23 protein-coding genes are annotated in these 24,728 nt (G+C 34.5%); 13 read left to right on the forward strand and 10 right to left on the reverse strand.

Annotated features, from left to right (window positions below; genetic code table 11):
* Nucleotides 1-45: 45 nt before the first annotated feature.
* The 4 genes from porK to BZARG_RS07740 all read right to left on the reverse strand — a co-directional run bounded on the left by porK (nucleotide 46) and on the right by BZARG_RS07740 (nucleotide 6,234).
* Complete coding sequence (gene porK, locus BZARG_RS07725) at nucleotides 46-1,416, reverse strand: T9SS ring complex lipoprotein PorK/GldK (RefSeq protein WP_008637196.1); 1,371 nt, start codon at nucleotides 1,414-1,416, stop codon at nucleotides 46-48.
* A gap of 162 nt (nucleotides 1,417-1,578) precedes the next feature.
* The gene (locus BZARG_RS07730) at nucleotides 1,579-2,745 is read right to left on the reverse strand and encodes a formimidoylglutamase (protein WP_008637081.1); all 1,167 of its coding nucleotides are present in this window, start codon (nucleotides 2,743-2,745) and stop codon (nucleotides 1,579-1,581) included.
* Between the two features lie 6 nt (nucleotides 2,746-2,751).
* A complete protein-coding gene (topA, locus tag BZARG_RS07735; protein ID WP_008637200.1) occupies nucleotides 2,752-5,301 on the reverse strand; it encodes a type I DNA topoisomerase in 2,550 nt (849 codons plus the stop codon).
* A gap of 159 nt (nucleotides 5,302-5,460) precedes the next feature.
* Entirely contained in the window at nucleotides 5,461-6,234 is a 774-nt protein-coding gene (locus tag BZARG_RS07740; RefSeq protein ID WP_008637198.1) for a hypothetical protein, read from the reverse strand.
* Between the two features lie 152 nt (nucleotides 6,235-6,386).
* Between BZARG_RS07740 and miaB the strand changes: the two genes are divergently transcribed.
* The 7 genes from miaB (at nucleotide 6,387) to groL (ending at nucleotide 13,250) form a co-directional block, all read left to right on the forward strand.
* Complete coding sequence (miaB, locus tag BZARG_RS07745) at nucleotides 6,387-7,826, forward strand: tRNA (N6-isopentenyl adenosine(37)-C2)-methylthiotransferase MiaB (protein WP_008637158.1); 1,440 nt, start codon at nucleotides 6,387-6,389, stop codon at nucleotides 7,824-7,826.
* A gap of 88 nt (nucleotides 7,827-7,914) precedes the next feature.
* Nucleotides 7,915-9,183: a sigma-54 interaction domain-containing protein gene (locus BZARG_RS07750; protein ID WP_008637022.1), complete on the forward strand. Its 1,269-nt coding sequence runs from the start codon at nucleotides 7,915-7,917 to the stop codon at nucleotides 9,181-9,183.
* Nucleotides 9,184-9,203: 20 nt separating this feature from the next.
* The gene (locus tag BZARG_RS07755) at nucleotides 9,204-9,710 is read left to right on the forward strand and encodes an LptE family protein (protein ID WP_008637090.1); all 507 of its coding nucleotides are present in this window, start codon (nucleotides 9,204-9,206) and stop codon (nucleotides 9,708-9,710) included.
* A gap of 1 nt (nucleotide 9,711) precedes the next feature.
* Nucleotides 9,712-10,707, forward strand: coding sequence for a hypothetical protein (locus BZARG_RS07760; RefSeq protein WP_008637095.1), 996 nt, complete (start codon nucleotides 9,712-9,714; stop codon nucleotides 10,705-10,707).
* Between the two features lie 3 nt (nucleotides 10,708-10,710).
* Nucleotides 10,711-11,064, forward strand: a complete 354-nt coding sequence (secG, locus tag BZARG_RS07765; RefSeq protein ID WP_008637104.1) for a preprotein translocase subunit SecG — start codon at nucleotides 10,711-10,713, stop codon at nucleotides 11,062-11,064.
* Nucleotides 11,065-11,225: 161 nt separating this feature from the next.
* The gene (locus BZARG_RS07770) at nucleotides 11,226-11,501 is read left to right on the forward strand and encodes a co-chaperone GroES (RefSeq protein WP_008637117.1); all 276 of its coding nucleotides are present in this window, start codon (nucleotides 11,226-11,228) and stop codon (nucleotides 11,499-11,501) included.
* A gap of 120 nt (nucleotides 11,502-11,621) precedes the next feature.
* Nucleotides 11,622-13,250, forward strand: coding sequence for a chaperonin GroEL (gene groL / locus BZARG_RS07775; protein WP_008637107.1), 1,629 nt, complete (start codon nucleotides 11,622-11,624; stop codon nucleotides 13,248-13,250).
* Nucleotides 13,251-13,396: 146 nt separating this feature from the next.
* Here the strand turns inward: groL and BZARG_RS07780 are convergent, their stop codons facing one another.
* The 6 genes from BZARG_RS07780 to xrtF form a co-directional block, all read right to left on the reverse strand.
* Nucleotides 13,397-13,603 carry a putative signal transducing protein gene (locus BZARG_RS07780; RefSeq protein WP_008637087.1) on the reverse strand — a complete coding sequence of 69 codons (207 nt, stop codon included), beginning with the start codon at nucleotides 13,601-13,603 and terminating at the stop codon, nucleotides 13,397-13,399.
* Between the two features lie 107 nt (nucleotides 13,604-13,710).
* Nucleotides 13,711-14,067, reverse strand: coding sequence for a heavy-metal-associated domain-containing protein (locus BZARG_RS07785; RefSeq protein WP_008637082.1), 357 nt, complete (start codon nucleotides 14,065-14,067; stop codon nucleotides 13,711-13,713).
* A 60-nt stretch (nucleotides 14,068-14,127) separates the two neighbouring features.
* On the reverse strand, nucleotides 14,128-16,365 hold the full coding sequence (locus tag BZARG_RS07790; protein ID WP_008637055.1) for a TonB-dependent receptor: 2,238 nt from the start codon (nucleotides 16,363-16,365) through the stop codon (nucleotides 14,128-14,130).
* A 184-nt stretch (nucleotides 16,366-16,549) separates the two neighbouring features.
* Nucleotides 16,550-16,951: an HYC_CC_PP family protein gene (locus BZARG_RS07795; protein ID WP_449374802.1), complete on the reverse strand. Its 402-nt coding sequence runs from the start codon at nucleotides 16,949-16,951 to the stop codon at nucleotides 16,550-16,552.
* A 56-nt stretch (nucleotides 16,952-17,007) separates the two neighbouring features.
* Nucleotides 17,008-17,436 (reverse strand): exosortase F system-associated membrane protein, encoded by a 429-nt coding sequence (locus BZARG_RS07800; protein WP_008637201.1) that lies wholly within the window; start codon nucleotides 17,434-17,436, stop codon nucleotides 17,008-17,010.
* The gene (xrtF, locus tag BZARG_RS07805; RefSeq protein ID WP_040288214.1) at nucleotides 17,433-17,981 is read right to left on the reverse strand and encodes an exosortase family protein XrtF; all 549 of its coding nucleotides are present in this window, start codon (nucleotides 17,979-17,981) and stop codon (nucleotides 17,433-17,435) included. The genes BZARG_RS07800 and xrtF overlap by 4 nt, the downstream gene beginning before the upstream one ends.
* A gap of 94 nt (nucleotides 17,982-18,075) precedes the next feature.
* On the opposite strand from xrtF, the gene BZARG_RS07810 reads away from it, so the two are divergent.
* The 6 genes from BZARG_RS07810 to BZARG_RS07835 all read left to right on the forward strand — a co-directional run bounded on the left by BZARG_RS07810 (nucleotide 18,076) and on the right by BZARG_RS07835 (nucleotide 24,728).
* Nucleotides 18,076-18,531 (forward strand): GAF domain-containing protein, encoded by a 456-nt coding sequence (locus tag BZARG_RS07810; RefSeq protein WP_008637181.1) that lies wholly within the window; start codon nucleotides 18,076-18,078, stop codon nucleotides 18,529-18,531.
* Nucleotides 18,532-18,642: 111 nt separating this feature from the next.
* Nucleotides 18,643-20,175, forward strand: coding sequence for a bifunctional phosphoribosylaminoimidazolecarboxamide formyltransferase/IMP cyclohydrolase (gene purH / locus BZARG_RS07815; RefSeq protein ID WP_008637100.1), 1,533 nt, complete (start codon nucleotides 18,643-18,645; stop codon nucleotides 20,173-20,175).
* A gap of 264 nt (nucleotides 20,176-20,439) precedes the next feature.
* Nucleotides 20,440-21,468: a rod shape-determining protein gene (locus BZARG_RS07820; RefSeq protein WP_008637113.1), complete on the forward strand. Its 1,029-nt coding sequence runs from the start codon at nucleotides 20,440-20,442 to the stop codon at nucleotides 21,466-21,468.
* Nucleotides 21,469-21,479: 11 nt separating this feature from the next.
* Nucleotides 21,480-22,304, forward strand: coding sequence for a rod shape-determining protein MreC (gene mreC, locus BZARG_RS07825; RefSeq protein ID WP_008637164.1), 825 nt, complete (start codon nucleotides 21,480-21,482; stop codon nucleotides 22,302-22,304).
* On the forward strand, nucleotides 22,297-22,800 hold the full coding sequence (gene mreD / locus BZARG_RS07830; protein ID WP_008637129.1) for a rod shape-determining protein MreD: 504 nt from the start codon (nucleotides 22,297-22,299) through the stop codon (nucleotides 22,798-22,800). The genes mreC and mreD overlap by 8 nt, the downstream gene beginning before the upstream one ends.
* Nucleotides 22,800-24,728 (forward strand): peptidoglycan D,D-transpeptidase FtsI family protein, encoded by a 1,929-nt coding sequence (locus tag BZARG_RS07835; RefSeq protein ID WP_008637143.1) that lies wholly within the window; start codon nucleotides 22,800-22,802, stop codon nucleotides 24,726-24,728. The genes mreD and BZARG_RS07835 overlap by 1 nt, the downstream gene beginning before the upstream one ends.

A 24,728-nucleotide genomic window follows, 5' to 3' on the forward strand; every position in this document is an offset into this window, starting at 1 on the left:
ATTTTTAGTTTAGTTAAGTAGTTTAATGTTAAGTTAAGTTTGTTTTTAGTTTTGGCCGTTAAGTGTAATGTCTGTGCCTAAATAATCTTGTACCGTTCTGAAACCAATGTAGCTTCTTGCCGAATCGGCATACTCATAATCTCTTGAACTTACCTGTAAATAGTATGCAACATCTTTCCAAGAACCTCCTCGTACAACTTTACGATTATTGTTAATATCATTTACACTTGGGTTAATACTTGAGACATATTCATAAGAAGATGGATCGTAAGATGCAAACACCCATTCCGAAACGTTACCCGCCATATTATATAAGTTATAATCGTTTGCTTCGTAAGATTTTGCTTCTACTGTATATAATGCTTGATCGGCAGCATAATCACCTCGTAAAGGCTTAAAGTTTGCCATAAAACAACCTCTGTCGTTTTTGGTATAAGGTCCACCCCAAGGAAATGTAGCCGCTTGTAAGCCGCCACGTGCAGCATACTCCCATTCTGCTTCCGACGGTAAACGATATTTTGGAACGTTATGTTGTTTTTTACTCTTTCTATATTCATTATGATGAAGTGTACGCCATTCACAAAACGCATTAGCTTGTTTCCAAGTTACACCAACTACTGGATAATCATCATAAGCAGCATGCCAGAAATAATCATTGTGCATTGGCTCATTATATGAATATGCAAAATCACGAATCCAAGCAGTTGTGTCTGGATATACTTCTACAGCTTCTGTAATTAAGAATTCAGAACGCCTTTTACCTTTATTACTCATTTTGGCAGCTTTCGCGATATCCATGTATGTATATTGAAATTTAAATTTCTTTACATCCCAAGTACGTTGCCCATTGTAAGACTCTTCCATTGGCAAATACATAGTATCCATAACCTCCGTGTATAGCTCATCTATATAATTAGCCGTATCAAACTCAAGATCTATATTATTATTCAGCTTTTTTCCTTCATAACCTGTTGGGCCTAATCCAGAATAATTATCATACATATACTTTTCGTAAACAGACATGTTTTCCGGGTCAGCATTCAGAAAAGCATAGTCACCTATAGTACCTTCATCCGTTTGGGTTAAACCTTCTTCGTCAGCCAAAATAGCCAAGCGTGTTCTAATAGTTGAATCGCGTACCCAGTATACAAATTGCTTGTACTCACTATTTGTTATCTCCGTTGCGTCCATATAGTATGCGCGAACCGTAACAGTTTTAGCGGGAGCATCTTGAACACCAGCCAAGTCGTCATCAGCTTTACCCATAATAAAAGCTCCACCAGGAACGAGTTCCATACCAAATGGTTTTTCGGGATGCCATTTCTTTCCTTTGACGCCAACAAGTTGACCTCTGTCTCCAGATCCACAGCTAGTAAGCAATGCTAAAATTGCGGTTAATAAAATTAGTTTTTTCATATCTATTAAATACTCGAGGTTAATTATTTTGCCTTAATATTTTTAAGAGCGTAAACATATTTATATAATTTGTAAAAAACAACTTTTTTCAGATAAAACACTCGTTTCGTCGCGAATAAATGCGTTTAATCGATTAAAAGCGCCCTGTAAACTTTACGTTTTTTACACACTATTTTTTTGAAAGGCCTTATACCAGCGTTCCGGAACATTATTCTTACAAGCATTTTGGTAATCTTGATGCGTGCAAGGTAATAACGTATGTCTTTTTAATTTATTATTTATTTCTTCTAAAAAAGGTATTTCAATCCACCATCTACCCGTTTTAATACTTTTGTAAAAAATGAGTTCTTGTTGGTCGACCAAAGTAATGAATTTTTGATAGTTATTCTCTAGAGAAAAATCATCATCCTTTACGCGGTAATTAACGCCTTCAATAAAATACCATAACATTTGCGCTATTAAACCAGATGTTAAATGATCCTCATTAGACGGTTTATATTCGAAAACGCCAAATGTTGTAACTTTATTGCTTATGCCTGCATAACGTGAAATAGCGCATATCTCCTTGCCATCAAATCCGTTTGGAGACACTTGTTGATTAGCGCCTACTTCCGATCCTTTTATGGATCCTAAATCGACACTCACAATATTAGCGTCGCGTAAAGCTGGTTCTACCAAAGTAATATCCTGTGAAACGGACCCTAAACGATAGGATTCAAAATGGAGTTTATCCATTAAGTCTATTTCTTCTTGCGAATTAAAATAAGTTTGATAGCCAATAGCTGCATAGTTAAATAAATTATAGGGCTCATCCAAAATAATTTTCCCAACAAAACTATTATTTTTTATAGGTTTGGTAGAATCACCCAAGTCGAATTTAGAATCTACATTGGCAATATTCACCATAGGCATCAACGCATCATAAGCACGATAGATGGGGTAGGTTAAATCCTGACTTCCGCCTATAATAATAGGTATAATTCCTTTTGGAATCAACAACGATACAGCAGTTCTCAATGCATAATATGTATCTTCAATAGATTCTCCCTTATTAATATCCCCTAAATCGGCGATTTTAGTATGCCAATTTCCTGGGAATAATTCGTAAAGTGATTTTCTGATTTCGTTTAAGCTGAAATCTTCACCTATATAATTAACATCATTCCGATTTTCCAAAACACCAACAATGACTAATTGCACACCATCTAAATTTGGAATACCATTTTCAGACGAATGAATAGCTATTTTTCTTCCAAGCGCTTGCGTTGACAATAATTCATTATAAGTTAGAACACTATCGGATACCGGAGTCAGAAAATTAAAATTCATTCGCTTTTATTTCTTTTTAATAGTGGTTTTCTTAGTAGCTGCTTTTTTAGTCGTAGCTTTCTTTGCTGTCGCTTTTTTAGCAGGCGCCTTCTTTTTAGTCGCTTTTTTCTTGGGCGCGTTCTTTTCTATAATAGCTTCCGCTTCTACTAAAGTCATGTTAGAAACATCTTCTGTTTTAGGTAATTCAATTTTTGTTTTACCTTTTATCACATTAAATCTGCCCCAACGTGCTTTTTCTACACGAATACCCGCATCTTCCCAATTATGAATAACCTTATCTATTTCCTTTTGGATTTTATCGTCAATCAATGTAACAATATCATTTTCAGATAAATTATCCCAATCGTATTTTTTGTTAACATTTATAAACATATCATTCCATTTAATAAATGGACCAAAACGACCTTTTCCTTTTTGAACTGGTAAATCTTTATAAATATAAATAGGAGCATCTGCTTTTTGCTTTTCCTTGATAATAACAATAGCATCTTCCAACTCTACACTTAATGGATCGGTACCTTTTGGTAAAGAAACAAATTGCTCACCAAACTTAACATACGGTCCATAACGACCATTATTAACTTCTACAGGAAGTTCCTCATATTCTCCCAATGCTTTTGGAAGCTGGAATAAATCCATAGCCTCTTCATAAGTAATAGAACCTAGTTGCTGATCTTGAGATAAACTTGCAAATTGCGGTTTCTCCTCATCATCAACAGTTCCTATTTGCACCATAGGACCAAACTTCCCTAAACGCACGCTTACCTGTTTTCCGGTTTTAGGGTCTTTTCCTAAAATACGCTCACCAGATTCGCGCTCCGCATTTTCTTGAACGTCGACAACAATTGGATGAAAGTCTTTATAAAAATCTTTCATCATTTCAGTCCAATTTACTTTACCTGCAGCAATTTCGTCAAAGTCTTCTTCAACTTTCGCTGTAAAGTTATAATCTAAAATCGTTTCAAAATGATTCACTAAAAAATCGGTTACAATAGTACCAATATCAGTTGGTACTAATTTACCTTTATCTGAACCTACTTTTTCCGAAAGCACTTTATTTTCAACCGTACCATCTTTTAAAGTCAGCAAGGTGTATTCGCGTTCAACGCCATCAACCGCTCCTTTTTCAACATAATTTCTATTCTGAATAGTCGAGATAGTTGGTGCATAAGTAGACGGACGACCAATACCTAGTTCTTCTAATTTTTTAACTAAAGATGCTTCTGTATAACGAGCTGGTGCTCTAGTATAACGTTCTGTTGCTGTGATATAATTATTAAGCAATGTTTCGTTAACTTTCATTGCAGGCAACATACCATCCTGCTCTTCATCTTCGTCATCTGTTCCTTCTAAATACACTTTCAGGAAACCTTCAAACTTAATAACTTCACCATTAGCAGTGAATACTTCCTTATGTGTTGAAGCATCAATTTTTACATTGGTACGCTCTAATTCGGCATCACTCATTTGCGATGCAATAGCGCGTTTCCAAATTAAATCATATAATCTTGCTTGATCGCGATCTATGTTCACCGAATGGTTTGAAAAATCGGTAGGACGAATGGCCTCGTGCGCTTCTTGTGCGCCTTTAGCTTTACTTTTATACGTACGAGATTTACTGAATTTAGAACCATAAGCGCTTTCAATTTCTGCTTTGGCGCCTTTACGGGCTTCATCAGAAAGATTTACACTATCAGTTCTCATATACGTAATTAAACCAGCTTCATATAAGCGTTGCGCCATATTCATGGTTTTACTTACTGAAAAATATAATTTACGTGCCGCTTCTTGTTGTAATGTTGACGTTGTAAATGGTGCTGCTGGCGATTTTTTAGCCGGCTTTTTCTCTAATCCACCAATTTTGAATGTTGCACTAGCATTTTTCTCTAAAAACTGTTGCGCCTCTTTTTCTGACTTAAAGTTCTTTGGCAGCTTCGCCTTAAAGGTATTACCATCTTCATTGGAAAATTCCGCATCTATTCTATAAGATGCTACTGGACTAAAGCCCTGAATATCGCGTTCGCGTTCTACAATTAGTCTCACAGAAACCGACTGTACACGTCCAGCCGATAAACCACCTTTAACTTTTCGCCATAAAACAGGTGATAATTCGTAACCTACAATTCTATCTAAAACACGTCGCGCTTGTTGCGCATCGACCAAATCGTAATCTATACCACGCGGGTTTTCAATTGCTTTTTGAATTGCTGTTTTCGTAATTTCGTGAAAAACAATACGTTTTGTTTTCTCTTTATCAAGTTTTAAAGACTCGGCTAAATGCCAAGCGATAGCTTCACCCTCGCGATCCTCATCACTTGCTAGCCATACCATTTCGGCTTTCTTTGCTAAATCTTTAAGTTTTTTTACAACTGCTTTCTTATCTTTAGAAACCTCATAAACAGGTTTAAAATCGCCTTCAACATCAACACCTAATTCCTTGGAAGGTAAATCGGCTATATGTCCAAAACTGGATTCTACTTTAAAATCTTTTCCTAAAAATTTCTCGATTGTTTTTGCCTTTGCAGGGGACTCCACAATTACTAAATTCTTTGCCATTTCATATTTTTTAAGGCTACAAATGTATATGAAAAAAAGAACATGCACCTAATTATTAAAAAATCCTATTCATTATTTCGCGCTAGATAGCATTAAAAAACCTGTACTTAATGAATTTTAAATACAGGTTTTGCAAACAAAATTATAACCGTTTATAATCTATTGTACAATATGATTTACTGGTTCATCTTCATTAAAACCTACTACATTTTTATAAACTAAATAAATAGGGTGATACGTAAATGGTGCTGTAAATAAAATACCAACACCACATAAAATGGCTCCTACCATTTGCGATAATAATGAAGCGACTATAATTAAACTAAATACTAAAAGCCATTTTTTATTCCCTAATTTAAAACTAGCTGTTATAATATCGCCGGCAGACAATTCAGGGTTAAAGGCAAACATAATTGTAAAAAACGACAGCGGGACAATTACATAAAATATAGGAAGCACACATATTAAGACTGCAATGGAACCAATAAATAGTGCTGCAAGCATCAGTAAGAATAGTTTACCTAAATATTGTCCTTTAACATAATAAAAGAAATCTGCCGTTTTAATAGTTTCATCGTGATCTAATTGTTTCATAATTCTAAAGAAACCAGCTTGTAAAGCCATTCCGACAACGGAAATAACCATAATACCCAAAATAAAAAACAGCATATAAATAAATCCTAATCCTGCAAAATAGGCTTGAAAAGCATCTGGATCTTCATAACCTGAACTTGCTTGCGCAATCATTATACTTATTAAAGGTAAGTAAAGCGCCAAAATTAGAGGCAAAACGATAATAGATGTAAAAATTTGTAATAAGAATCCTTGCAACCAAGTTTTCTTAAATAAATCGATGGAATTACTGAAAATAGTTCCGAAATCCAACGCTGGGGCGTTTCCGATTTTTTCTAAAAGAGAATTCATAGTATTCATAAATAGTAAATTAGGTTAAGTTAGTTTTCAAATTACGTGTAATTATATATCATGCCCAAAATTATTTAATAATATATGACACTTTGTCACAGTGTAAAAAATAATCGTAACTTTGCACAACAATTGACCGAACCTCATTTTCAGACGCAATTATGGAGAAGATAATAGACGAAACAAAACAGGGAGAAACCCTTACTTTAGAAGCAAAAAACACCAATACTCGAAAACTTTTTATTGAGAGTTATGGCTGCGCTATGAATTTTAGCGATAGTGAAGTTGTAGCTTCTATTTTATACAAGGAAGGTTATAATACCACACAGAACCTGGAAGATGCCGATTTGGTTTTGGTAAACACCTGTTCTATTCGTGATAAAGCAGAGCAAACTATTCGTAAACGATTAGAAAAATATAATGCTGTAAAAAAGATAAACCCGAAGATGAAAGTCGGCGTTTTAGGCTGTATGGCAGAACGGTTAAAAAGTAAATTCCTTGAAGAGGAAAAAATCGTGGACCTGGTTGTTGGCCCCGATGCATATAAAGATTTACCTAATTTACTTTCCGAAGTGGAAGCTGGACGCGATGCTATTAATGTTATGCTATCCAAAGACGAAACCTATGGCGATATATCGCCTGTACGTTTAAACACGAACGGTATTACGGCTTTTGTTTCCATTACTCGTGGTTGCGATAATATGTGTACATTTTGCGTGGTACCTTTTACACGCGGCCGTGAACGCAGTCGTGATCCCCAAAGCATCATGGAGGAAGTAAATGATTTATGGAGTAAAGGCTACAAGGAAATCACTTTACTAGGTCAAAACGTAGATAGCTATTTATGGTATGGCGGCGGACTTAAAAAAGATTTTGAAAAAGCCAGTGATATGGAAAAAGCTACGGCAGTAAATTTCTGCAAATTATTAGAACTTTGCGCGGAAGCGCAACCAAATATGCGTATTCGCTTTTCAACTTCAAACCCGCAGGATATGACTTTAGATGTGGTGGAAACCATGGCTAAATACAAAAATATTTGTAAGCACATTCATTTACCAGTTCAAAGTGGTAGCGACCGTATTTTAAAGGAAATGAATCGTCTGCATACGCGTGAAGAATACAAGGAGTTAATAACTAACATTAGAAAAATTCTTCCAGAATGCTCTATTAGTATGGATATGATTTCAGGATTTCCAACAGAAACGGAAGCAGACCATCAAGATACTTTGAGCTTAATGGAGTTTGTAAAATATGACTTCGCTTTTATGTATTCCTATTCGGAAAGACCAGGAACTATGGCGGGGAGAAATATGAAAGATGATGTTCCTGAAACGGTAAAAAAACGTCGTTTACAAGAAATTATCGCGGCACAGCGTGCTCATGGACACATAAGAACGCAAGCAAATTTAGGTAGAACTTTGGAGGTTTTAATTGAAAAATCATCTAAAAAATCAGATTTAGAATGGTCTGGCCGAACCTCACAAAATACCGTTGTCATTTTTCCTAAAGAAAACTATCAAGTAGGCGAATTTGTAAATGTTAAAATAAATGATTGTACCACGGCGACTCTTATTGGTGAAGCGGTAGGATATTCAGAATAATTACATGCTCTTGATTAAGTTCGATTGAATGGAATTAATAAAAAATAGTAATTAATAAAAAGATTCCTGCCTTCGCAGGAAGTAACGTATGGAATCAGTACAAGCAACTAAACAACGTTTCGGAATTATTGGAAACGACCCAACACTTAATCGTGCCATAGAAAAAGCTATTCAAGTAGCACCAACAGATATTTCAGTTTTAGTTACTGGAGAGTCCGGTGTGGGTAAGGAAAGTATTCCTAAAATTATTCATCAATTATCCCACAGAAAGCACGGTAAATATATAGCAGTAAACTGTGGCGCCATTCCAGAAGGCACTATTGACAGTGAATTGTTCGGTCACGAAAAAGGCGCTTTTACAGGCGCAACAGCAGCTAGAAGCGGATATTTTGAAGTGGCTGATGGTGGAACTATTTTTTTAGATGAAGTTGGTGAGTTACCACTAACTACACAAGTGCGTTTGTTACGTGTTTTAGAAAATGGTGAGTTTATAAAAGTAGGTTCTAGTAAGGTACAGAAAACCGATGTCCGTATTGTAGCCGCAACAAACGTGAATATGTTTGATGCCATTAAAAAAGAAAAATTTCGTGAAGATCTTTATTACCGCTTAAGCACTGTAGAAATTAATTTACCGCCTTTACGAGATCGAAAAGACGACATGCATTTACTATTTAGAAAGTTTGCGAGTGATTTCGCCTTAAAATATAAAATGCCGACCATCAAATTATCAGATGATGCAGTAAACGTTTTATTAAAATTTAGATGGAGTGGAAATATTAGACAATTGCGAAATGTGGCTGAACAAATTTCCGTTTTAGAAAAAGAGAGACAAATTAATGCCGATACTTTAAGACATTATTTACCTTCGGAAAGCACACACTTACCAGCTGTAATTAATAAAACAAAATCGGAAAGCGATTTTAGCAGTGAGCGTGAAATTTTATATAAAGTCCTTTTTGATATGAAGAGCGATTTAAACGACTTAAAGAAGCTCACCATGGAGCTTATGAAAACCGGAAGCGGATCAGAAGTTCAAGAAAAAAATGAGGGCTTAATTGAAAAAATATATGGTCAAGCAGATGAAGATACACAAGAAGCTTATGAAGATTTAGAGGTTTTATCTCTTCCTGAAAAACCAAATGATAAAAGTTCTAAAAAAACCACTGAAGAAGAAGCTGATAAATATTATTTTGCCGAAGAAATTGAAGAAGAGGAAACGCTTTCTTTACATGACAAGGAATTGGAGCTCATTAAAAAATCATTGGAACGTTATGATGGAAAACGCAAATTAGCAGCTGCCGAATTAGGCATCAGTGAACGCACTTTATATAGAAAAATTAAACAATACGATCTGTAATTAGTCTTAAAAATCAATTTATGAGAATTTTAAAAATAGTTTTATCCCTAACCGTTTTACTTACACTTTCAGGCTGTGGCGGATATTCGTTTACAGGTGCCTCCATTGCTTCAAATGTTAAATCGTTTCAAGTAAATTATTTTCAAAATAATGCCATTTTAGTAGAGCCTGGATTAGATCGTGATTTCACCAATGCACTAACGGATTTATTAATAAATCAGACCAGTTTAAATTTAGTAAAATCGAGTGCCGACTTAATATATGAAGGCGAAATTATAGAATACCGCATTTCACCAACCACAGCAACAGCAAATAATACAGCCGCACAAAACCGATTATCCATATCAGTAAACGTTCGTTTTTATAATATGAAAAATGAAGATGAAAATTTAGAGCAAAGATTTTCATTCTTCTATGATTATGAGGGCTCTAGCTTATTAACAGGTGCTAAAAAGGATGCTGCTTTTGCTGAAATATTTGAGCGCTTAACACAAGATATTTTTAATGCAACATTAACAAAGTGGTAACATGATGACAGCTGCCGAGTTTTCTAAAATCATACAAGAACCAAAAGACATAACTGTGGATCAAACCATGGGTTTGCATCAAGTTTTGGAACATTTCCCTTATTTTCAATCAGCACGTGCTAGTTACCTAAAAGGTTTAAAAAACAAAAATAGCGCTAAATATAATAGTGAATTACAAATTACAGCGGCCTACACAACGGATCGCAGTATTTTATTCGATTTTATTACTTCGGAAGCTTTCTTGCAAAATGAAATTTCGCAACATATCAAACAACATTTGGATCATTTAAAATCCATGGAAGTTCAATCGGAAGATTTATCAGTTGATAAGAAACAACGAGTAGACGACGTTTTAAAACAACAGATATCCGATACCGAAGGCACATTGGATGCCGAATTGTTTCAACCTAAAATTAACCGGCCACCAATTGCTCATTTTCCACCAGAAGAAACATTCTCAGAGGAAGACAAACCTGAACTTAATTCTGAAATTCTAACCGAATTGGAAACAAGTAAACATATAGGAGAAGAACAATCACCGCATACCGTTTTAAATTTAGGCCAACCTCTAAAGTTTGATAAACAAGAAAAACATTCTTTTAATGAATGGCTAACGCTTGCCCGTTTAGAACCTATAAAACGAATAGACGAAGACGAGAGCACCATTAAAAAAACGGAAAAGCGTATAAAGAATTCAAAGAAATTTGAAAGTATACGCAGCAAAAAGTTTGATTTAATAGATCAATTTATCACTAAAAACCCGAAGCTTAAACCCAGTAAAATATCGGTGAAAAACACCAACATTGCAGACGCTCAAATGATTCAGCCCGAAGCGTTAATGACTGAAACATTAGCGCGTATATATCTGGAACAAAAGAACTATAAAAAGGCAATTCAATCTTACAACATTTTAAGTTTGAAATATCCAGAAAAAAGTGGTTTCTTTGCAGACCAAATTAAGGCAGTAAAACAATTACAAGAACAAAATAACGAATAGCAGATGAGTACGTTTACCATATTTTTAGCACTAATTGTAGTAGTTGCATTTTTACTTATAGTAGTAATAATGGTTCAAAACCCTAAAGGTGGCGGATTATCATCATCTTTTGGTGGTGGCGGTTCTCAACAATTAGGTGGCGTTAAAAAAACAACTGACTTTTTAGACAAAAGCACATGGACACTAGCAACAATTATGTTGGTGTTAATTTTAGTTTCAAATGTAGCTATTAACAGAACCGGAACAGCAGAATCAAAAGCTATTGAACAAATCAATACGCAACAACCTGCTCCCGTTGCTCCTGCTATGCCAGCACAAACAAATGAAAACACTGAAACACCAAGCGATTCTAACTAGTATCGTGTTATAAGAAATTAAAAAAAGCCAACTGAAAAGTTGGCTTTTTTTATACCCAAAAGTGATTCAATGAAATTTTGTCAGTATACAGCTATTGGCACATTTTTAGTACACTGTATAAGGAGTAACAATTAATATAAATAATAAAACAACATAAAAAAATGGCATTAAAAATTAAACCATTAGCAGATCGCGTTCTTATTGAACCAGAAGCGGCTGAAACTAAAACAGCATCTGGAATTATTATTCCTGATAACGCTAAAGAAAAGCCACAACAAGGTAAAGTTATGGCTGCTGGCAAAGGCACAAAGGACGAACCAATGACCGTAAAAATTGGTGATACGGTACTTTATGGTAAATACGCTGGAACAGAATTAAAATTAGAAGGTAAAGATTACCTAATTATGCATGAAAGCGATATTCTTGCAATAGTATAATTGTCATTCCTACACATCCCGATAACTATTGGGAAGGAATCTCATCAATCAACTTTAAAGTAGATAACTATTAACAAACAGATTCCCTCCTTGGAGGGAATGATAAAAACATTTTTTACGATGGCAAAAGATATAAAATTTGATAGTGATGCACGCGACGGACTAAAACGTGGTGTGGATGCATTAGCAAATGCAGTAAAAGTAACATTAGGACCAAAAGGTCGTAACGTAATAATTAGTAGAAGTTTTGGCGCACCTCAAGTAACTAAAGATGGTGTAACCGTTGCTAAAGAAATAGAGCTTGAAAACGAGCTTGAAAACATGGGCGCGCAAATGGTAAAAGAAGTTGCTAGCAGAACCAACGATTTAGCTGGTGATGGTACAACTACCGCTACTATATTAGCTCAAGCAATTGTAAAAGAAGGTATCAGAAACGTTGCTGCAGGTGCGAACCCAATGGATTTAAAACGTGGAATTGACAAAGCAGTTGAAGCCATAGTTGAAGACCTTGCTAAGCAAGCTCAACAAGTTGGAAACTCTTCTGAAAAAATAAAGCAAGTCGCTTCTATTTCTGCAAATAACGATGAAACTATTGGCGATTTAATTGCTACTGCTTTCAGTAAAGTTGGAAAAGAAGGTGTTATTACGGTTGAAGAAGCCAAAGGAATGGAAACTTATGTGGATGTTGTAGAAGGCATGCAGTTTGACAGAGGTTACTTATCCCCTTACTTTGTTACCGATTCTGATAAAATGGTTGCCGATTTAGAAAATCCATACATTTTATTATTCGACAAGAAAATTTCGAACCTACAGGAAATTCTTCCAATATTAGAGCCAGTTGCTCAATCGGGAAGACCTTTATTAATTATTGCTGAAGATGTAGAAGGTCAAGCTCTTGCTACTTTAGTTGTAAATAAATTACGTGGTGGATTAAAAATTGCTGCTGTAAAAGCACCAGGATTTGGAGACAGACGTAAAGCTATGTTAGAAGATATCGCTATCCTTACAGGTGGTGTTGTTATTTCTGAAGAACGTGGTTTTTCATTAGAAAATGCTGATTTAAGCATGTTAGGTTCTGCTGAAACAGTAACTATAGATAAAGACAACACGACTATTATTAATGGTTCTGGAGATGCAGATGCTATTAAAAACCGTGTGAACCAAATCAAAGCGCAAATTGAAACAACAACAAGCGATTATGATAAGGAAAAACTTCAAGAGCGTTTGGCTAAATTAGCTGGAGGTGTTGCCGTACTTTATGTTGGTGCAGCTTCTGAAGTTGAAATGAAAGAAAAGAAAGACCGTGTAGATGATGCACTTCACGCTACAAGAGCAGCCGTTGAAGAAGGTATTGTTGCTGGTGGTGGTGTTGCGCTTTTAAGAGCAAAAGCTATTCTTGAAAAATTAACTGCTGATAATTTAGACGAGGTTACTGGAATCCAAATTATAGCGCGTGCTATTGAAGCGCCTTTAAGAATCATTGTTGAAAATGCTGGTTGTGAAGGAAGTGTTATAATTGCTAAAGTATTAGAAGGCAAGAAAAACTTTGGTTTCGATGCTAAAACAGAAACATATGTAGATATGTTGAAAGCTGGTATTATTGATCCTAAAAAAGTAACACGTGTAGCACTTGAAAATGCGGCATCGGTTGCTGGAATGATTTTAACGACGGAATGTGCTTTAATAGACATTAAAGAAGATTCACCTGCAATGCCTATGGGCGGAGGCGGAATGCCAGGCATGATGTAAGTCGAAAGCCTTAAACATATATTAGTCTATCAAAATCGCCTCAAGAAACTGAGGCGATTTTTTGTTTTATAATTTAAAATAAACACATTTAAAAGTAATGTTGAATTTTTACGAAATACTTTAAAGCCTATTTATTTCTTCAACTACTAATCATTTATTAAATCCTTTATACAATCTAAAGCTTCAACCTCTTCTGTATCTTCAACATAAACTTCAATTTGACCTAAAATGCCAGGATAAGATGAGTCTGATTTATTAATTTCAAAATAAGAAATACTTGCTTCATCTAAAGCATTTTTTATTCCGGATATTTTTACTTGTGAGTTGCTGGATACTATTAACTTTCTTGCCATAATTTGAGTATTATAATGATATAGTAAGTTAATCATTTTACTGGAATTATTACAAATTAAAAAGCCCAAACAAATTATTTGGGCTTTTTTATAGATGCTACAACTTATTAATCATCTTTATGATCATCTTTCACTGCATCATCCCTATACAGGCAACAGGCATGAAGACCGTTATAAGCATCATCATTTGCAGTTATTTCTTTGGTATCATGACCAACATCAGCTATACTTTGGTTTATGGTTTTTAAATCGGTTTTACGCTCATCAAAAATTAATTTCAATTCATGAGTTTGAACATTCCATACAGCCGATTTAACGCCTTTTGTTGTAATACACGCTTTCTCAATACGCTCCTTACACATATTACACACGCCATCAACTTCAATTGACGCTTTGGCATTTTTATTTTGAGCGAACGCCGTTAAGCCAAAAAGCATAACGATTACTATTCCTAATTTTTTCATTTTTATTTGATTTTTATGATTTCTGCAATAGCAGAAATCTGATTGTAAATATTTCTATTCTTAATTAATTTTGAAACGTAATCCGGCGTAATACATACTACCAAAAACAGGGCCGTAGACAAACGTACTATCAAAGTTCGCTCCAAATGGATCATCGGCCGCCAATATGGGATTGTCCTGACGTTCATTGGTAACATTTTCACCACCTAAATACACTTCAAATTTTGGCGAAAACACTTTCGTTATCTGTAAGTTCAATGTACCAACAGTTGGTGTATAATTTGGCAATTGATATGCCAACGGATTCGTTTCGGTTGATGAAAAACGTTGCTTACTCAACCAATTATAAGTCGCGTCAAATTTCCAGTGTCCACCAGTACTCTGTAAATTGGTTTCGTAGCTCATATTAGCAAATAAACGGTGTTTCGGTGTTAATGGCTTATCCAGTTTCCCTGATTGGTATTCGGTTTTTACATCATAAAACTTATAAGCTAATCGCAAATCAAAACGTTTGAAAATATTATAATTTACTTCGGTTTGAAAACTATTGGCATAACTAGCGCCATCTAAATTATAGAAACTCACGGCTAGCGGATTTTCATAATCGACAACAATTTGATTTTGAAAATCGGTTTTATAAAAATCGAATGCTATATCGCCCTTCCTTCCGAATAGATTAAATCCTTGTAAATACGACACACCGTAATTCCAAGCCACTTCTGGATCTAAACCATAAATATCACCACCAGAATTTACAATGTTAATGGCGCGCGATGTGGCAAACATTTGCTGATTTTCGGTAAAGATATTCGCACTTCGTTTTCCACGTCCAACCGAAGCTCTAAACACGCCCTTTTCCCAAAGTGTATAGCGCATATGTAATCTAGGTGTTACAAAAAAACCAAGAAGATTATGTTGATCTACACGCACACCAGCCGTTAGATTTAGCCTATCTAAATTATCATAATTATATTCAAAAAAAGCGCCAACAGACGATTCTGTTCTACTGTATTCATCGGTATTTACTAATTCATCATATTGATCATAAGTATAGCTAATACCGGTTTTTACTTTATGACGCGAATCGCCAATTAAGGTATTATAAATAGCATTCGCATATAAACTGTTGTGAACAATATCATAAATGTTCAATCCAAAATAAGAATCCTGATCATGCCGACTAAAAGCCGTTTGAACGCCAATACTTTTATACGGCACTTCTGGATTCACATAACCTAATTTGGCGGACACTTCAAAACGCTCGGTATCAATTTCGCTTCCCCAGGCGTTGGTTGTACCTTTATCCGTATCAGGATTAAAATTAACTTCGCCTGTTTGTTTTCCGTCGTTTAAATACTTCAAATTAATAAAACTAACCACTCCTTTTTCAGGATTGGTATACTGCCAACGATTCATAATATTAATCTGATCATACATTGGCATATCCATAAAATTATCACCGTTGACATCGTGCTTCTTGTTTTGCGTACTGCCATGAAGATATAAACCCGTGTCCCATTTATCGCTGACTTTGGTATTAACATGGGTGTTCAGTTCCAAACGTTCATTGCTCCCGCCGTATAAATTCACATATAACTTTTTATCGGTTGATGGTTTTACCAACTCCGCATTTATTTGCCCCGCGATACTTTCATAACCATTAACCACACTTCCTGCTCCTTTGGTTATTTGAATACTTTCCACCCAGGTTCCTGGAATAAAACTCAAACCATAAGCTTGTGCAGCACCACGAATAGACGGAATATTCTCGGTAGCAATCAGAATATAAGGCGTTGTTAATCCGAGCATTTTAATTTGTCGTGTTCCCGAAACCGCATCGGCGAAGTTGACATCAATAGACGGATTGGTTTCAAAACTTTCCGCAAGGTTACAACATGCTGCTTTCAGTAACTCATCACTACTAACAGTCATGATGTTCTGCGATTGCAAGTATGATTTTGCCGTAGCTTTATTTCTAGATGTAACCACAACTTCTTCCAACGTACTGGTTGATTTTAATATATGTCGTATCGGTTTTTGGCTTTTAACCGTTATTGTATCTGTTTTATAACCTACGTAACTAATAACTAGATTTTTATAATCAGGCTTGTATGAAAGGGTAAATTCACCATCAAAATCGGTTACAGTTCCAACGGCTGTGTTCAACCAATACACGTTGGCTCCGGTAATAGGAATTTCCGATTTTTGCTCATTGGTTTCCAAAATAACGCCTTGAATATCATTTTGAGAAAATGCCAAGAATGGTATAAAGCCCAAAACAAAGAATATCTTTTTCATATTTGGGACGCTTTTAAAGTATGGGGTTCTTGATTTTTGGATATAGAATATGTCTGTATCATTTATATATTTAATTAAAAAATTAACGGATTTATGAATCGTTGTTAATCAATGCATCACGTGAAACATCAATAAAAAAAATGGTTTTATCAGTTAAAAACTCATAAAACAAATCGTTAATAAATCAAATAATAAAAACCTGATTAAGCACCTGTATATCGGCTATCAAGTTGGGAGGGAAATAATTTTTATGAGGGACCACTAATTCTGGGAGCCCTTCAAATAAATTTAAATAAGAATAAGTAAACGCTGTTAAAAATAACTGCTGATCAAAATCTAAATCGGTGAGTGATTTTACATTTAATTCGTCTTGACCTTTTATAACATCTACCGTATCCTTGCAACAATGGTTAATTATTTGGACATCGACAATATAAGAACTGCATTTTTCAGCAGCGTTAAAAATAGCCATATCTATTAAAACATCGCCACAGAAGTGTTTTTCTACTGTAAAAGAAACAGTGGAAAACAAGACTAATATTGCCATGCTTGCAGTAAAAATTTTATGTAAAGCGCTTTTAATCACGTTGCGAATATAGTGAAAAGGCTTTTTACAAAGTAGAATTAGAAATGAATTAATAGCTAATTCAATTTTTTATGATAGTAAAACGCTGGAATAAGTAGCAGTAGCAAAAGTGGTTGGATTAAAAAACGCCGTATGTTAAAAAATAAATAATAATCATCTTGGTTCGGATTAATTACAAAATATAAAAAGAAAAAAATTAGCACAATAAAAGCAAAACCATAAATAATTCCTGAAAATTTAATCAGACTTACATCTTTAAATAGAGCGAACAGAACTCCGAGTGACAAAATGGTATTTAGCAGATAACGCAAACTTGTAAAAGCGGTGAGTTTAAAAACTTCACGTCTTGGTGAATCAATGTATAAATAATCATTTTCAAAAAAAGCCAAATACGGATCATAAAACAATTCATTTTCGAAAAACCGGATAAGTACCAATAGAAGAATAAGTAAAACAATCGAGATATAGCTTACTACTTTTCTCATTTATTGGTCGCTATTTTTGAAAATCGATTAACCCAGACAAGCCAAAGGAAACACACCAGACCGTAAATTATAGCTGGAAAAATAACTGTGTGTAAAATGGCTTCATGTTGCGGATAATGGTATAAACCGATAGAAAGCAATACAATACGGATTAAATTAACCACATAGATAAAAACGCTACCTGATAAAATATAAATAACAGTTACTTTAAACTTTCCTGAAAAAGCTAGGATAAAAGCAACAAATAAAATAATAACACTAACAGAGTTACAGCCTTCGATAACGCGGGCAATATATTTACCATTAAGTATAAGCTTCATCGTAGGTTCATCAAGATGAGGAAGCACTTGAGAATGATATCCCCAGGTGTTTAATAAATGTGCCGTTTGCTGCGCAACAGCATGTGTAACATAGTCTGGGTAATAATCGGTTCCTGTAGAAAGATCTAAATATAGTTTATAGGAAAAAGATAAAACCACATAAACCGCCAAAAACGTTAGGATAAACTTAATGACAGACTTGTATTTTAGTAGTAATTTTTTCACTATAAATTATTGTAAATTTTGATTGTTAAAGTTATACAAAATGACCTCTATAATTCACTGCAAATTAAATACTTTTACTGAAATTTAAAAACGAATGACACTTCAAGAATTAAAACCATTTGTAACTCTTATTATTGAGCAACCTGAAAAGCCTGTAAACGAAAGATTACTAGAAATTTGCGCGTTATTAGAAGAAAAAATACCTTATTATAATTGGGTGGGTTTCTATTTTAAAAATGGCGAAAAAAACGAACTAAAACTTGGCCCATATGTTGGAGCCCCTACCGATCATACTATTATTCCTTTCGGAAAAGGCATCTGTGGACAAGTAGCTATTAGCAACCAAAATTTTGTTGTTCCAGACGTTTCTGCTCAAGATAATTATATTGCATGTAGCATTACCGTAAAATCTGAAATTGTGGTACCTATTTTTGTGCAAAATGAAAATATAGGACAAATTGATATAGACTCTAATACCATCGATCCGTTTACGGATATGGATGAGCGCTTTTTAGAGTTTGTGTGTAAAAAAGTGGCTTCTATTTTATAACTGTTAACAACTTCCTTTTTAAGTTGAAAAACTACCGTGTTTTACTTTAAAACACAGTAGTTTTTTTAATGTAATTCCCTATTTTTGCTGCCATAAAACAACACAACACACATGAGTACTACAAAAACCATTAAATCGGCACTAATTTCTGTATTTAGTAAAGACGGATTAGCACCTATTGTAAAAACATTACACGAACAAAATGTTATAATTTACTCCACGGGAGGCACAGAAAAATTCATTAAGGATTTAGGAATTCCAGTTGTTCCTGTTGAAGATGTAACCTCCTACCCTTCAATTCTTGGTGGTCGCGTAAAAACTTTACATCCAAAAGTATTTGGTGGTATTTTAAACAGACAAAATCATGCTGGTGATGCTGCGGAATTAAAAGATTTTGATATTCCACAAATCGATTTAGTGATTGTGGATCTTTATCCTTTTGAAAACACAGTTGCTTCTGGCGCCAGCAATCAAGATATTATTGAAAAAATTGATATTGGAGGCATTTCATTAATTCGTGCTGCAGCAAAAAATTATGCGGATGTAGTTTGCGTGGCTTCGGTAAACGATTACAGTGAGTTTTTAGACTTGTTACAATTAAATAAAGGCGAAACATTAGAAGCGGACAGAAAACGTTTTGCAGCGAAAGCATTTAATGTCTCATCACATTACGATTCGGCTATTTTTAATTATTTCAATCAAGATAACGCTATCGCTAGCTTTAAATTAAGCGAAAATAATGGCCAGGCTCTACGTTATGGCGAAAACCCACACCAAAAGGGATACTTCTACGGCGATTTTGATGCCATGTTTACTAAACTTCATGGAAAAGAATTAAGCTACAACAACTTATTAGATGTGGACGCTGCTGTGAATTTAATGAACGAATTTAAAGGTGAGGCGCCAACTTTTGCTATTTTAAAACATAATAACGCTTGTGGCTTTGCTCAAAGAGAAACCATACAAGAAGCTTACACCGATGCATTAGCAGGCGATCCTGTTTCGGCGTTTGGTGGTATTTTAATTAGCAACACGGAAATTGACGAAGCAACTGCTAACGAAATTCATAGTCTGTTTTGTGAAGTTGTCATTGCACCATCTTTTTCTGAAGATGCTTTGAGCGTTTTAAAAGGTAAAAAGAATCGTATTTTATTAATACAAAATGATATTAGCTTACCAAAAACAACGGTTAGAACATGCCTAAATGGTGTTTTAGTTCAAGACCGTGATGGTTTAACAGATAGCATTGACAAATTAACCGATGCAACCAACAATAAACCATCAGAGAAGGAGTTAGAAGATTTAATTTTTGCTTCCAAAATCTGTAAGCATACTAAGTCTAACACAATCGTGTTAGTAAAAAACAAGCAGTTATGTGCTAGTGGAACAGGGCAAACAAGTCGTGTAGACGCCTTAAACCAAGCTATTCATAAAGCACAATCTTTTAAATTCGATTTACAAGGTTCAGTTATGGCGAGTGATGCGTTTTTCCCATTCCCAGATTGTGTTGAAATAGCGTATAATGCAGGTATTACAGCGGTTATTCAACCAGGTGGTTCTATAAAAGATCAATTGAGCGTAGACTATTGTAATGCGAACAACGTATCTATGGTATTTACAGGAACACGCCACTTTAAACACTAATGTCCCACGTAACTGGGAATCTTTCGGGAATCCAAACATATTACGTGTAGGCTGGCGGTAAAAGTGGAGTTCTCATATGAGTTCTATATGCCATTTTTCAACAGAGTATAACACTTTGCTGAAAAATGGCACAACAAGTAAAGTTGCAGGAAAACAATTTAAAAACAAAACCATTCAAAAATAAAACCAACAACAATAATTGCATAAACTTTTATTACATTTACAAGAATTGATTAACAACCCTTTTATAAACCACTAAAACACATGGGATTTTTTGACTTCTTAACCGAAGAAATAGCAATAGATTTAGGAACCGCGAACACCCTAATTATTCATAACGATAAAGTAGTTGTAGACAGCCCATCTATTGTTGCTCGAGACAGAATTTCTGGAAAAATAATTGCCGTTGGTAAAGAAGCGAGCTTGATGCAAGGTAAAACGCATGAGAACATTAAAACGGTTAGGCCCTTGAAGGATGGTGTAATTGCAGATTTTGATGCCAGCGAACAAATGATTAGCATGTTCATTAAAAACATTCCTGCTTTAAAGAAAAAATTATTCCCGCCATCTTTACGTATGGTAGTTTGTATTCCTTCAGGAATTACGGAAGTGGAAATGCGTGCGGTTAAGGAATCATGTGAGCGTGTAAATGGAAAAGAAGTTTACCTTATTCATGAACCTATGGCTGCCGCTATTGGTATTGGTGTAGATATCATGCAACCAAAAGGAAACATGATTGTAGATATAGGAGGAGGTACTACTGAAATTGCTGTTATTGCTTTAGGAGGTATTGTTTGCGATAAATCTGTTAAAATTGCTGGTGACGTGTTTACCAACGATATCATATATTATATGCGTACCCAACATAACTTATATGTAGGTGAACGTACAGCTGAAAAAATAAAAATTCAAATTGGAGCCGCTACTGAGGATTTAGAATTACCTCCAGAAGACATGAGTGTTCAAGGGCGTGATTTACTAACTGGTAAACCAAAACAAGTTCAAATTTCATACAGAGAAATAGCAAAGGCTTTAGATAAATCTATTTTACGTATTGAAGATGCCGTTATGGAAACACTATCTCAAACACCCCCAGAATTGGCTGCCGATATTTATAATACTGGTATTTATTTAGCAGGTGGAGGTTCTATGTTGCGTGGATTGGACAAACGATTATCTCAAAAAACAGACTTACCTGTTTATATTGCAGAAGATCCTTTACGTGCCGTCGTTAGAGGTACTGGTATTACATTAAAAAACTTATCGAAATTCAAAAGTATCTTGATAAAATAGCATTCTAAATCATGCAACAAATCATTCAATTCTTTATAAGAAACAAAACTAATTTGTTGTATTTATTGCTGCTTTTTATTGCCGTAATTTTTACGATTCAGTCGCATTCCTATCATAAGAGTAAGTTTATAAATTCGGCTAACTTTATTACAGGAGGTGTTTATAATTCGGCTAATAATGTTTCTATTTACTTTAATTTAGAATCTCAAAATATTTTATTACAAGAGGAAAATGCGCGTTTAAATTCAATTTATCACACACCAAATGATACAATAGACAACAGTTTCATTAACGATACGGTTTATTCAGGTGTTAAGTATAAATTTACGCCAGCTCAAGTTATAAAAAACAGCTATTCAGCTAAAAATAATGTGTTGCTCATTAATCGTGGTAAACGTGATAGTATGAAGCAAGATTTTGGTGTAGTTACACCCAAAGGTATTCTGGGAATTGTAGATCAAACAAGTACAAAATTCGCTACTGTTTTATCTATATTAAATACCAATATTAAAATTAGTGCTCAATTAAAAAACAGCAATCATTTTGGGTCTTTAATGTGGAATACTAAATCGCCACAAATAGTGCAGCTAAATGAAATTTCAAAAATCGCACCTGTCAAAAAAGGCGATACCATTGTTACATCTGGGCGTTCTGTAATTTTCCCTAAAGGCATTCCTATTGGAGTCATTAAAGATTACCGCTTAGATTCTGCCGAAAACTTCTACACAATAGATGTCAAACTTTTTAATGACATGACCAATATTGAATATGTTTACATTATTGAAAATATAGACAAAGATGAAATAAACAGCCTACTAAAACCTAATAATGAATAATAGCGTCTTGTCTTATAGCCTACAGTTTATTGTACTCGTTTTAGTGCAAGTATTGATTTTAAACCACATTAATTTCTTGGGTCATATTAACCCATACTTATATGTTATTTTTATTTTGCTATTCCCTATAAATGACAAACGGCTAACCTACCTTTTAATCAGTTTTGTTTTAGGATTAACTATAGACATTTTCTCGGATTCTGGAGGTGTTCATGCCGCTGCAGCAGTGAGCATTGCATTTATTAGACCTGTTGTTCTTAAGTTTTGTTTCGGCTCTGTTTATGACCATGGCACCATTAAGTTTAAAAACGTAGATTTTGGAGCAAAAATTATTTACTTCATTATTCTTGTCTTCATTCACCATTTTATTCTATTTGCTTTAGAAACTTTTAACATAAAAGATATAATTTTGGTGATTCAAAAGACGTTATTCTCAAGTATATTTACTATTATACTGTGTTTAGTAACGAGCATCTTATTCAGTAAAAAAACTTAATGCGACAATTTTTACTCTTTTTTATTATTATTCTAGTAGGTATCACTTTTATTGGAAGGTTATTCTATTTACAAGTGTATTCAGCTGAAGGACATAACATCCTAGATGACAACGCTATTAGAAAAGTTTATGATTACCCTAAACGTGGATTTGTCTACGACAGAAACAAAAAGCTTTTGGTAGGAAATCAACCATCTTATGACGTAATGGTTATTCCACAAGAAGTAAAACCTTTAGATACATTAGAGTTTTGTTCCCTTTTAAAAATCACTAAAGACCAGTTTAAAAAAACTTATAAACGTGCTTATAATTATTCACCTAGATTACCTTATGTATTTCTAGCACACTTATCAAAGGAAGATTATGCCGTTTTACAAGAGAAAATGCGTAAATATGAAGGCTTCTATATTCAAAAACGACTTTTACGAGATTATCAAACTTCGGTAGCTGCCAATGTTTTAGGTTTTATTGCTGAAGCTACGCCGAGTCAAATAGCTTCAAACCCGTACTATATAATGGGTGATTTAATAGGGAAACAAGGTGTAGAACTATCTTATGAAGAAGAGCTACGTGGTATAAAAGGCATCAAGTTCATTCAAAAGGATCGTTTTAACCGGGATATTGGTCCTTATCAAAATGGTGAATTTGATACCATTCCCCAACAAGGAAAAGATATTACTATTACTATAGATCGAACACTTCAAGAATATGGCGAATTACTCATGACCAACAAACGGGGTGGTATTGTAGCTTTAGAGCCTAAAACTGGTGAGATTTTAGCATTAGTATCTGCACCATCTTACGATCCCAATTTATTAGTGGGTAGAAAACGTTCTGAGAATTACACAAAATTATATCGTGATAGCATACACTTACCATTAATAGATAAAAGTTTATTGCGAGTGCACGAACCAGGATCGCCTTTCAAAGCTATTGTAGCCCTAACGGCACTGCAAGAAGGTGTTATTACACCACAAACCTCCTTATTTTGCTCGGGCGTATACCTTTATGGACGTAGAGGTAAAATGGGTTGCCACTGTGGAGGCGGAAATCGCGATTTAATATTAGGCATATCAAAATCTTGTAACTCCTATTTCGCCAATGCCTATCGTAAAAGTTTAGATATTGTTTCCAACTCCTCTAAATCGATGGATATCTGGAGTAATCATGTAAAAAGTTTTGGATTAGGAGAGTTTTTAGGTACTGATTTACCCATAGGTAAAAAAGGAAACATTCCAGATGGTGCTTATTATGATAAATGGTACCCAGATTTTAAATGGGTAGGAAGTACGGTTTTATCAAACGCCATTGGTCAAGGAGAAATTTTAGTGACTCCTATACATTTAGCTAATATGACGGCTGCTATTGCCAATAGAGGTTTTTACTATACACCACATATTATAAAACATATTCAAGGGAAAGAAATAGATTCTAAATATACCACGCCAAATTATACAACCATAGACAAAAAACATTTTGAACCCGTGATTCAAGGTTTATTTAATGTGTATGAGAATAATGGAACCGCTCAACACCTAAAAGTTCCTGGTATTGAAATTTGTGGAAAAACAGGTACATCTGAAAACTTTGCCATCATTGAAGGTAAACGCACCCAGCTTACAGACCACTCACTATTTATTGCGTTCGCTCCAAAAGACGATCCCAAAATAGCCATTGCTGTTTTTGTGGAAAACGGTTATTTTGGTTCACGATATGCAGGTAGAATTGCCAGTTTAATGATTGAGAAATATTTAAAAGATGAAGTTTCTCGAACCGATTTAGAAAATTGGATTTTAACGTATAGTTTAGAACATGAATATCAAAAGCCATTTTCTGGAAAACCCTTTAAAATTAATAGACAAGGAGGACAAGAAACAGTATCTCCCGAAGAATTAAAAATTTTAAAAGATAAATTAAAAGAGATTTAG

Origin of the sequence: Bizionia argentinensis JUB59, assembly GCF_000224335.1 — a bacterium.
Taxonomy (GTDB): Bacteria; Bacteroidota; Bacteroidia; order Flavobacteriales; family Flavobacteriaceae; genus Algorimicrobium; species Algorimicrobium argentinense.

Bases quoted from the DNA above. Each gene is read 5' to 3' on its own strand.
- miaB (WP_008637158.1), top strand. From the start codon at position 6,387: ATGGAGAAGATAATAGACGAAACAAAACAGGGAGAAACCCTTACTTTA.
- BZARG_RS07800 (WP_008637201.1), bottom strand. From the start codon at position 17,436: ATGAGAAAAGTAGTAAGCTATATCTCGATTGTTTTACTTATTCTTCTA.
- BZARG_RS07785 (WP_008637082.1), bottom strand. From the start codon at position 14,067: ATGAAAAAATTAGGAATAGTAATCGTTATGCTTTTTGGCTTAACGGCG.
- porK (WP_008637196.1), bottom strand. From the start codon at position 1,416: ATGAAAAAACTAATTTTATTAACCGCAATTTTAGCATTGCTTACTAGC.
- mreD (WP_008637129.1), top strand. From the start codon at position 22,297: ATGAATAATAGCGTCTTGTCTTATAGCCTACAGTTTATTGTACTCGTT.
- BZARG_RS07770 (WP_008637117.1), top strand. From the start codon at position 11,226: ATGGCATTAAAAATTAAACCATTAGCAGATCGCGTTCTTATTGAACCA.
- BZARG_RS07740 (WP_008637198.1), bottom strand. From the start codon at position 6,234: ATGAATACTATGAATTCTCTTTTAGAAAAAATCGGAAACGCCCCAGCG.
- topA (WP_008637200.1), bottom strand. From the start codon at position 5,301: ATGGCAAAGAATTTAGTAATTGTGGAGTCCCCTGCAAAGGCAAAAACA.
- BZARG_RS07780 (WP_008637087.1), bottom strand. From the start codon at position 13,603: ATGGCAAGAAAGTTAATAGTATCCAGCAACTCACAAGTAAAAATATCC.
- mreC (WP_008637164.1), top strand. From the start codon at position 21,480: ATGCAACAAATCATTCAATTCTTTATAAGAAACAAAACTAATTTGTTG.
- secG (WP_008637104.1), top strand. From the start codon at position 10,711: ATGAGTACGTTTACCATATTTTTAGCACTAATTGTAGTAGTTGCATTT.
- BZARG_RS07790 (WP_008637055.1), bottom strand. From the start codon at position 16,365: ATGAAAAAGATATTCTTTGTTTTGGGCTTTATACCATTCTTGGCATTT.
- BZARG_RS07750 (WP_008637022.1), top strand. From the start codon at position 7,915: ATGGAATCAGTACAAGCAACTAAACAACGTTTCGGAATTATTGGAAAC.
- BZARG_RS07820 (WP_008637113.1), top strand. From the start codon at position 20,440: ATGGGATTTTTTGACTTCTTAACCGAAGAAATAGCAATAGATTTAGGA.
- groL (WP_008637107.1), top strand. From the start codon at position 11,622: ATGGCAAAAGATATAAAATTTGATAGTGATGCACGCGACGGACTAAAA.
- purH (WP_008637100.1), top strand. From the start codon at position 18,643: ATGAGTACTACAAAAACCATTAAATCGGCACTAATTTCTGTATTTAGT.
- BZARG_RS07730 (WP_008637081.1), bottom strand. From the start codon at position 2,745: ATGAATTTTAATTTTCTGACTCCGGTATCCGATAGTGTTCTAACTTAT.
- BZARG_RS07835 (WP_008637143.1), top strand. From the start codon at position 22,800: ATGCGACAATTTTTACTCTTTTTTATTATTATTCTAGTAGGTATCACT.
- BZARG_RS07760 (WP_008637095.1), top strand. From the start codon at position 9,712: ATGATGACAGCTGCCGAGTTTTCTAAAATCATACAAGAACCAAAAGAC.
- BZARG_RS07755 (WP_008637090.1), top strand. From the start codon at position 9,204: ATGAGAATTTTAAAAATAGTTTTATCCCTAACCGTTTTACTTACACTT.
- BZARG_RS07810 (WP_008637181.1), top strand. From the start codon at position 18,076: ATGACACTTCAAGAATTAAAACCATTTGTAACTCTTATTATTGAGCAA.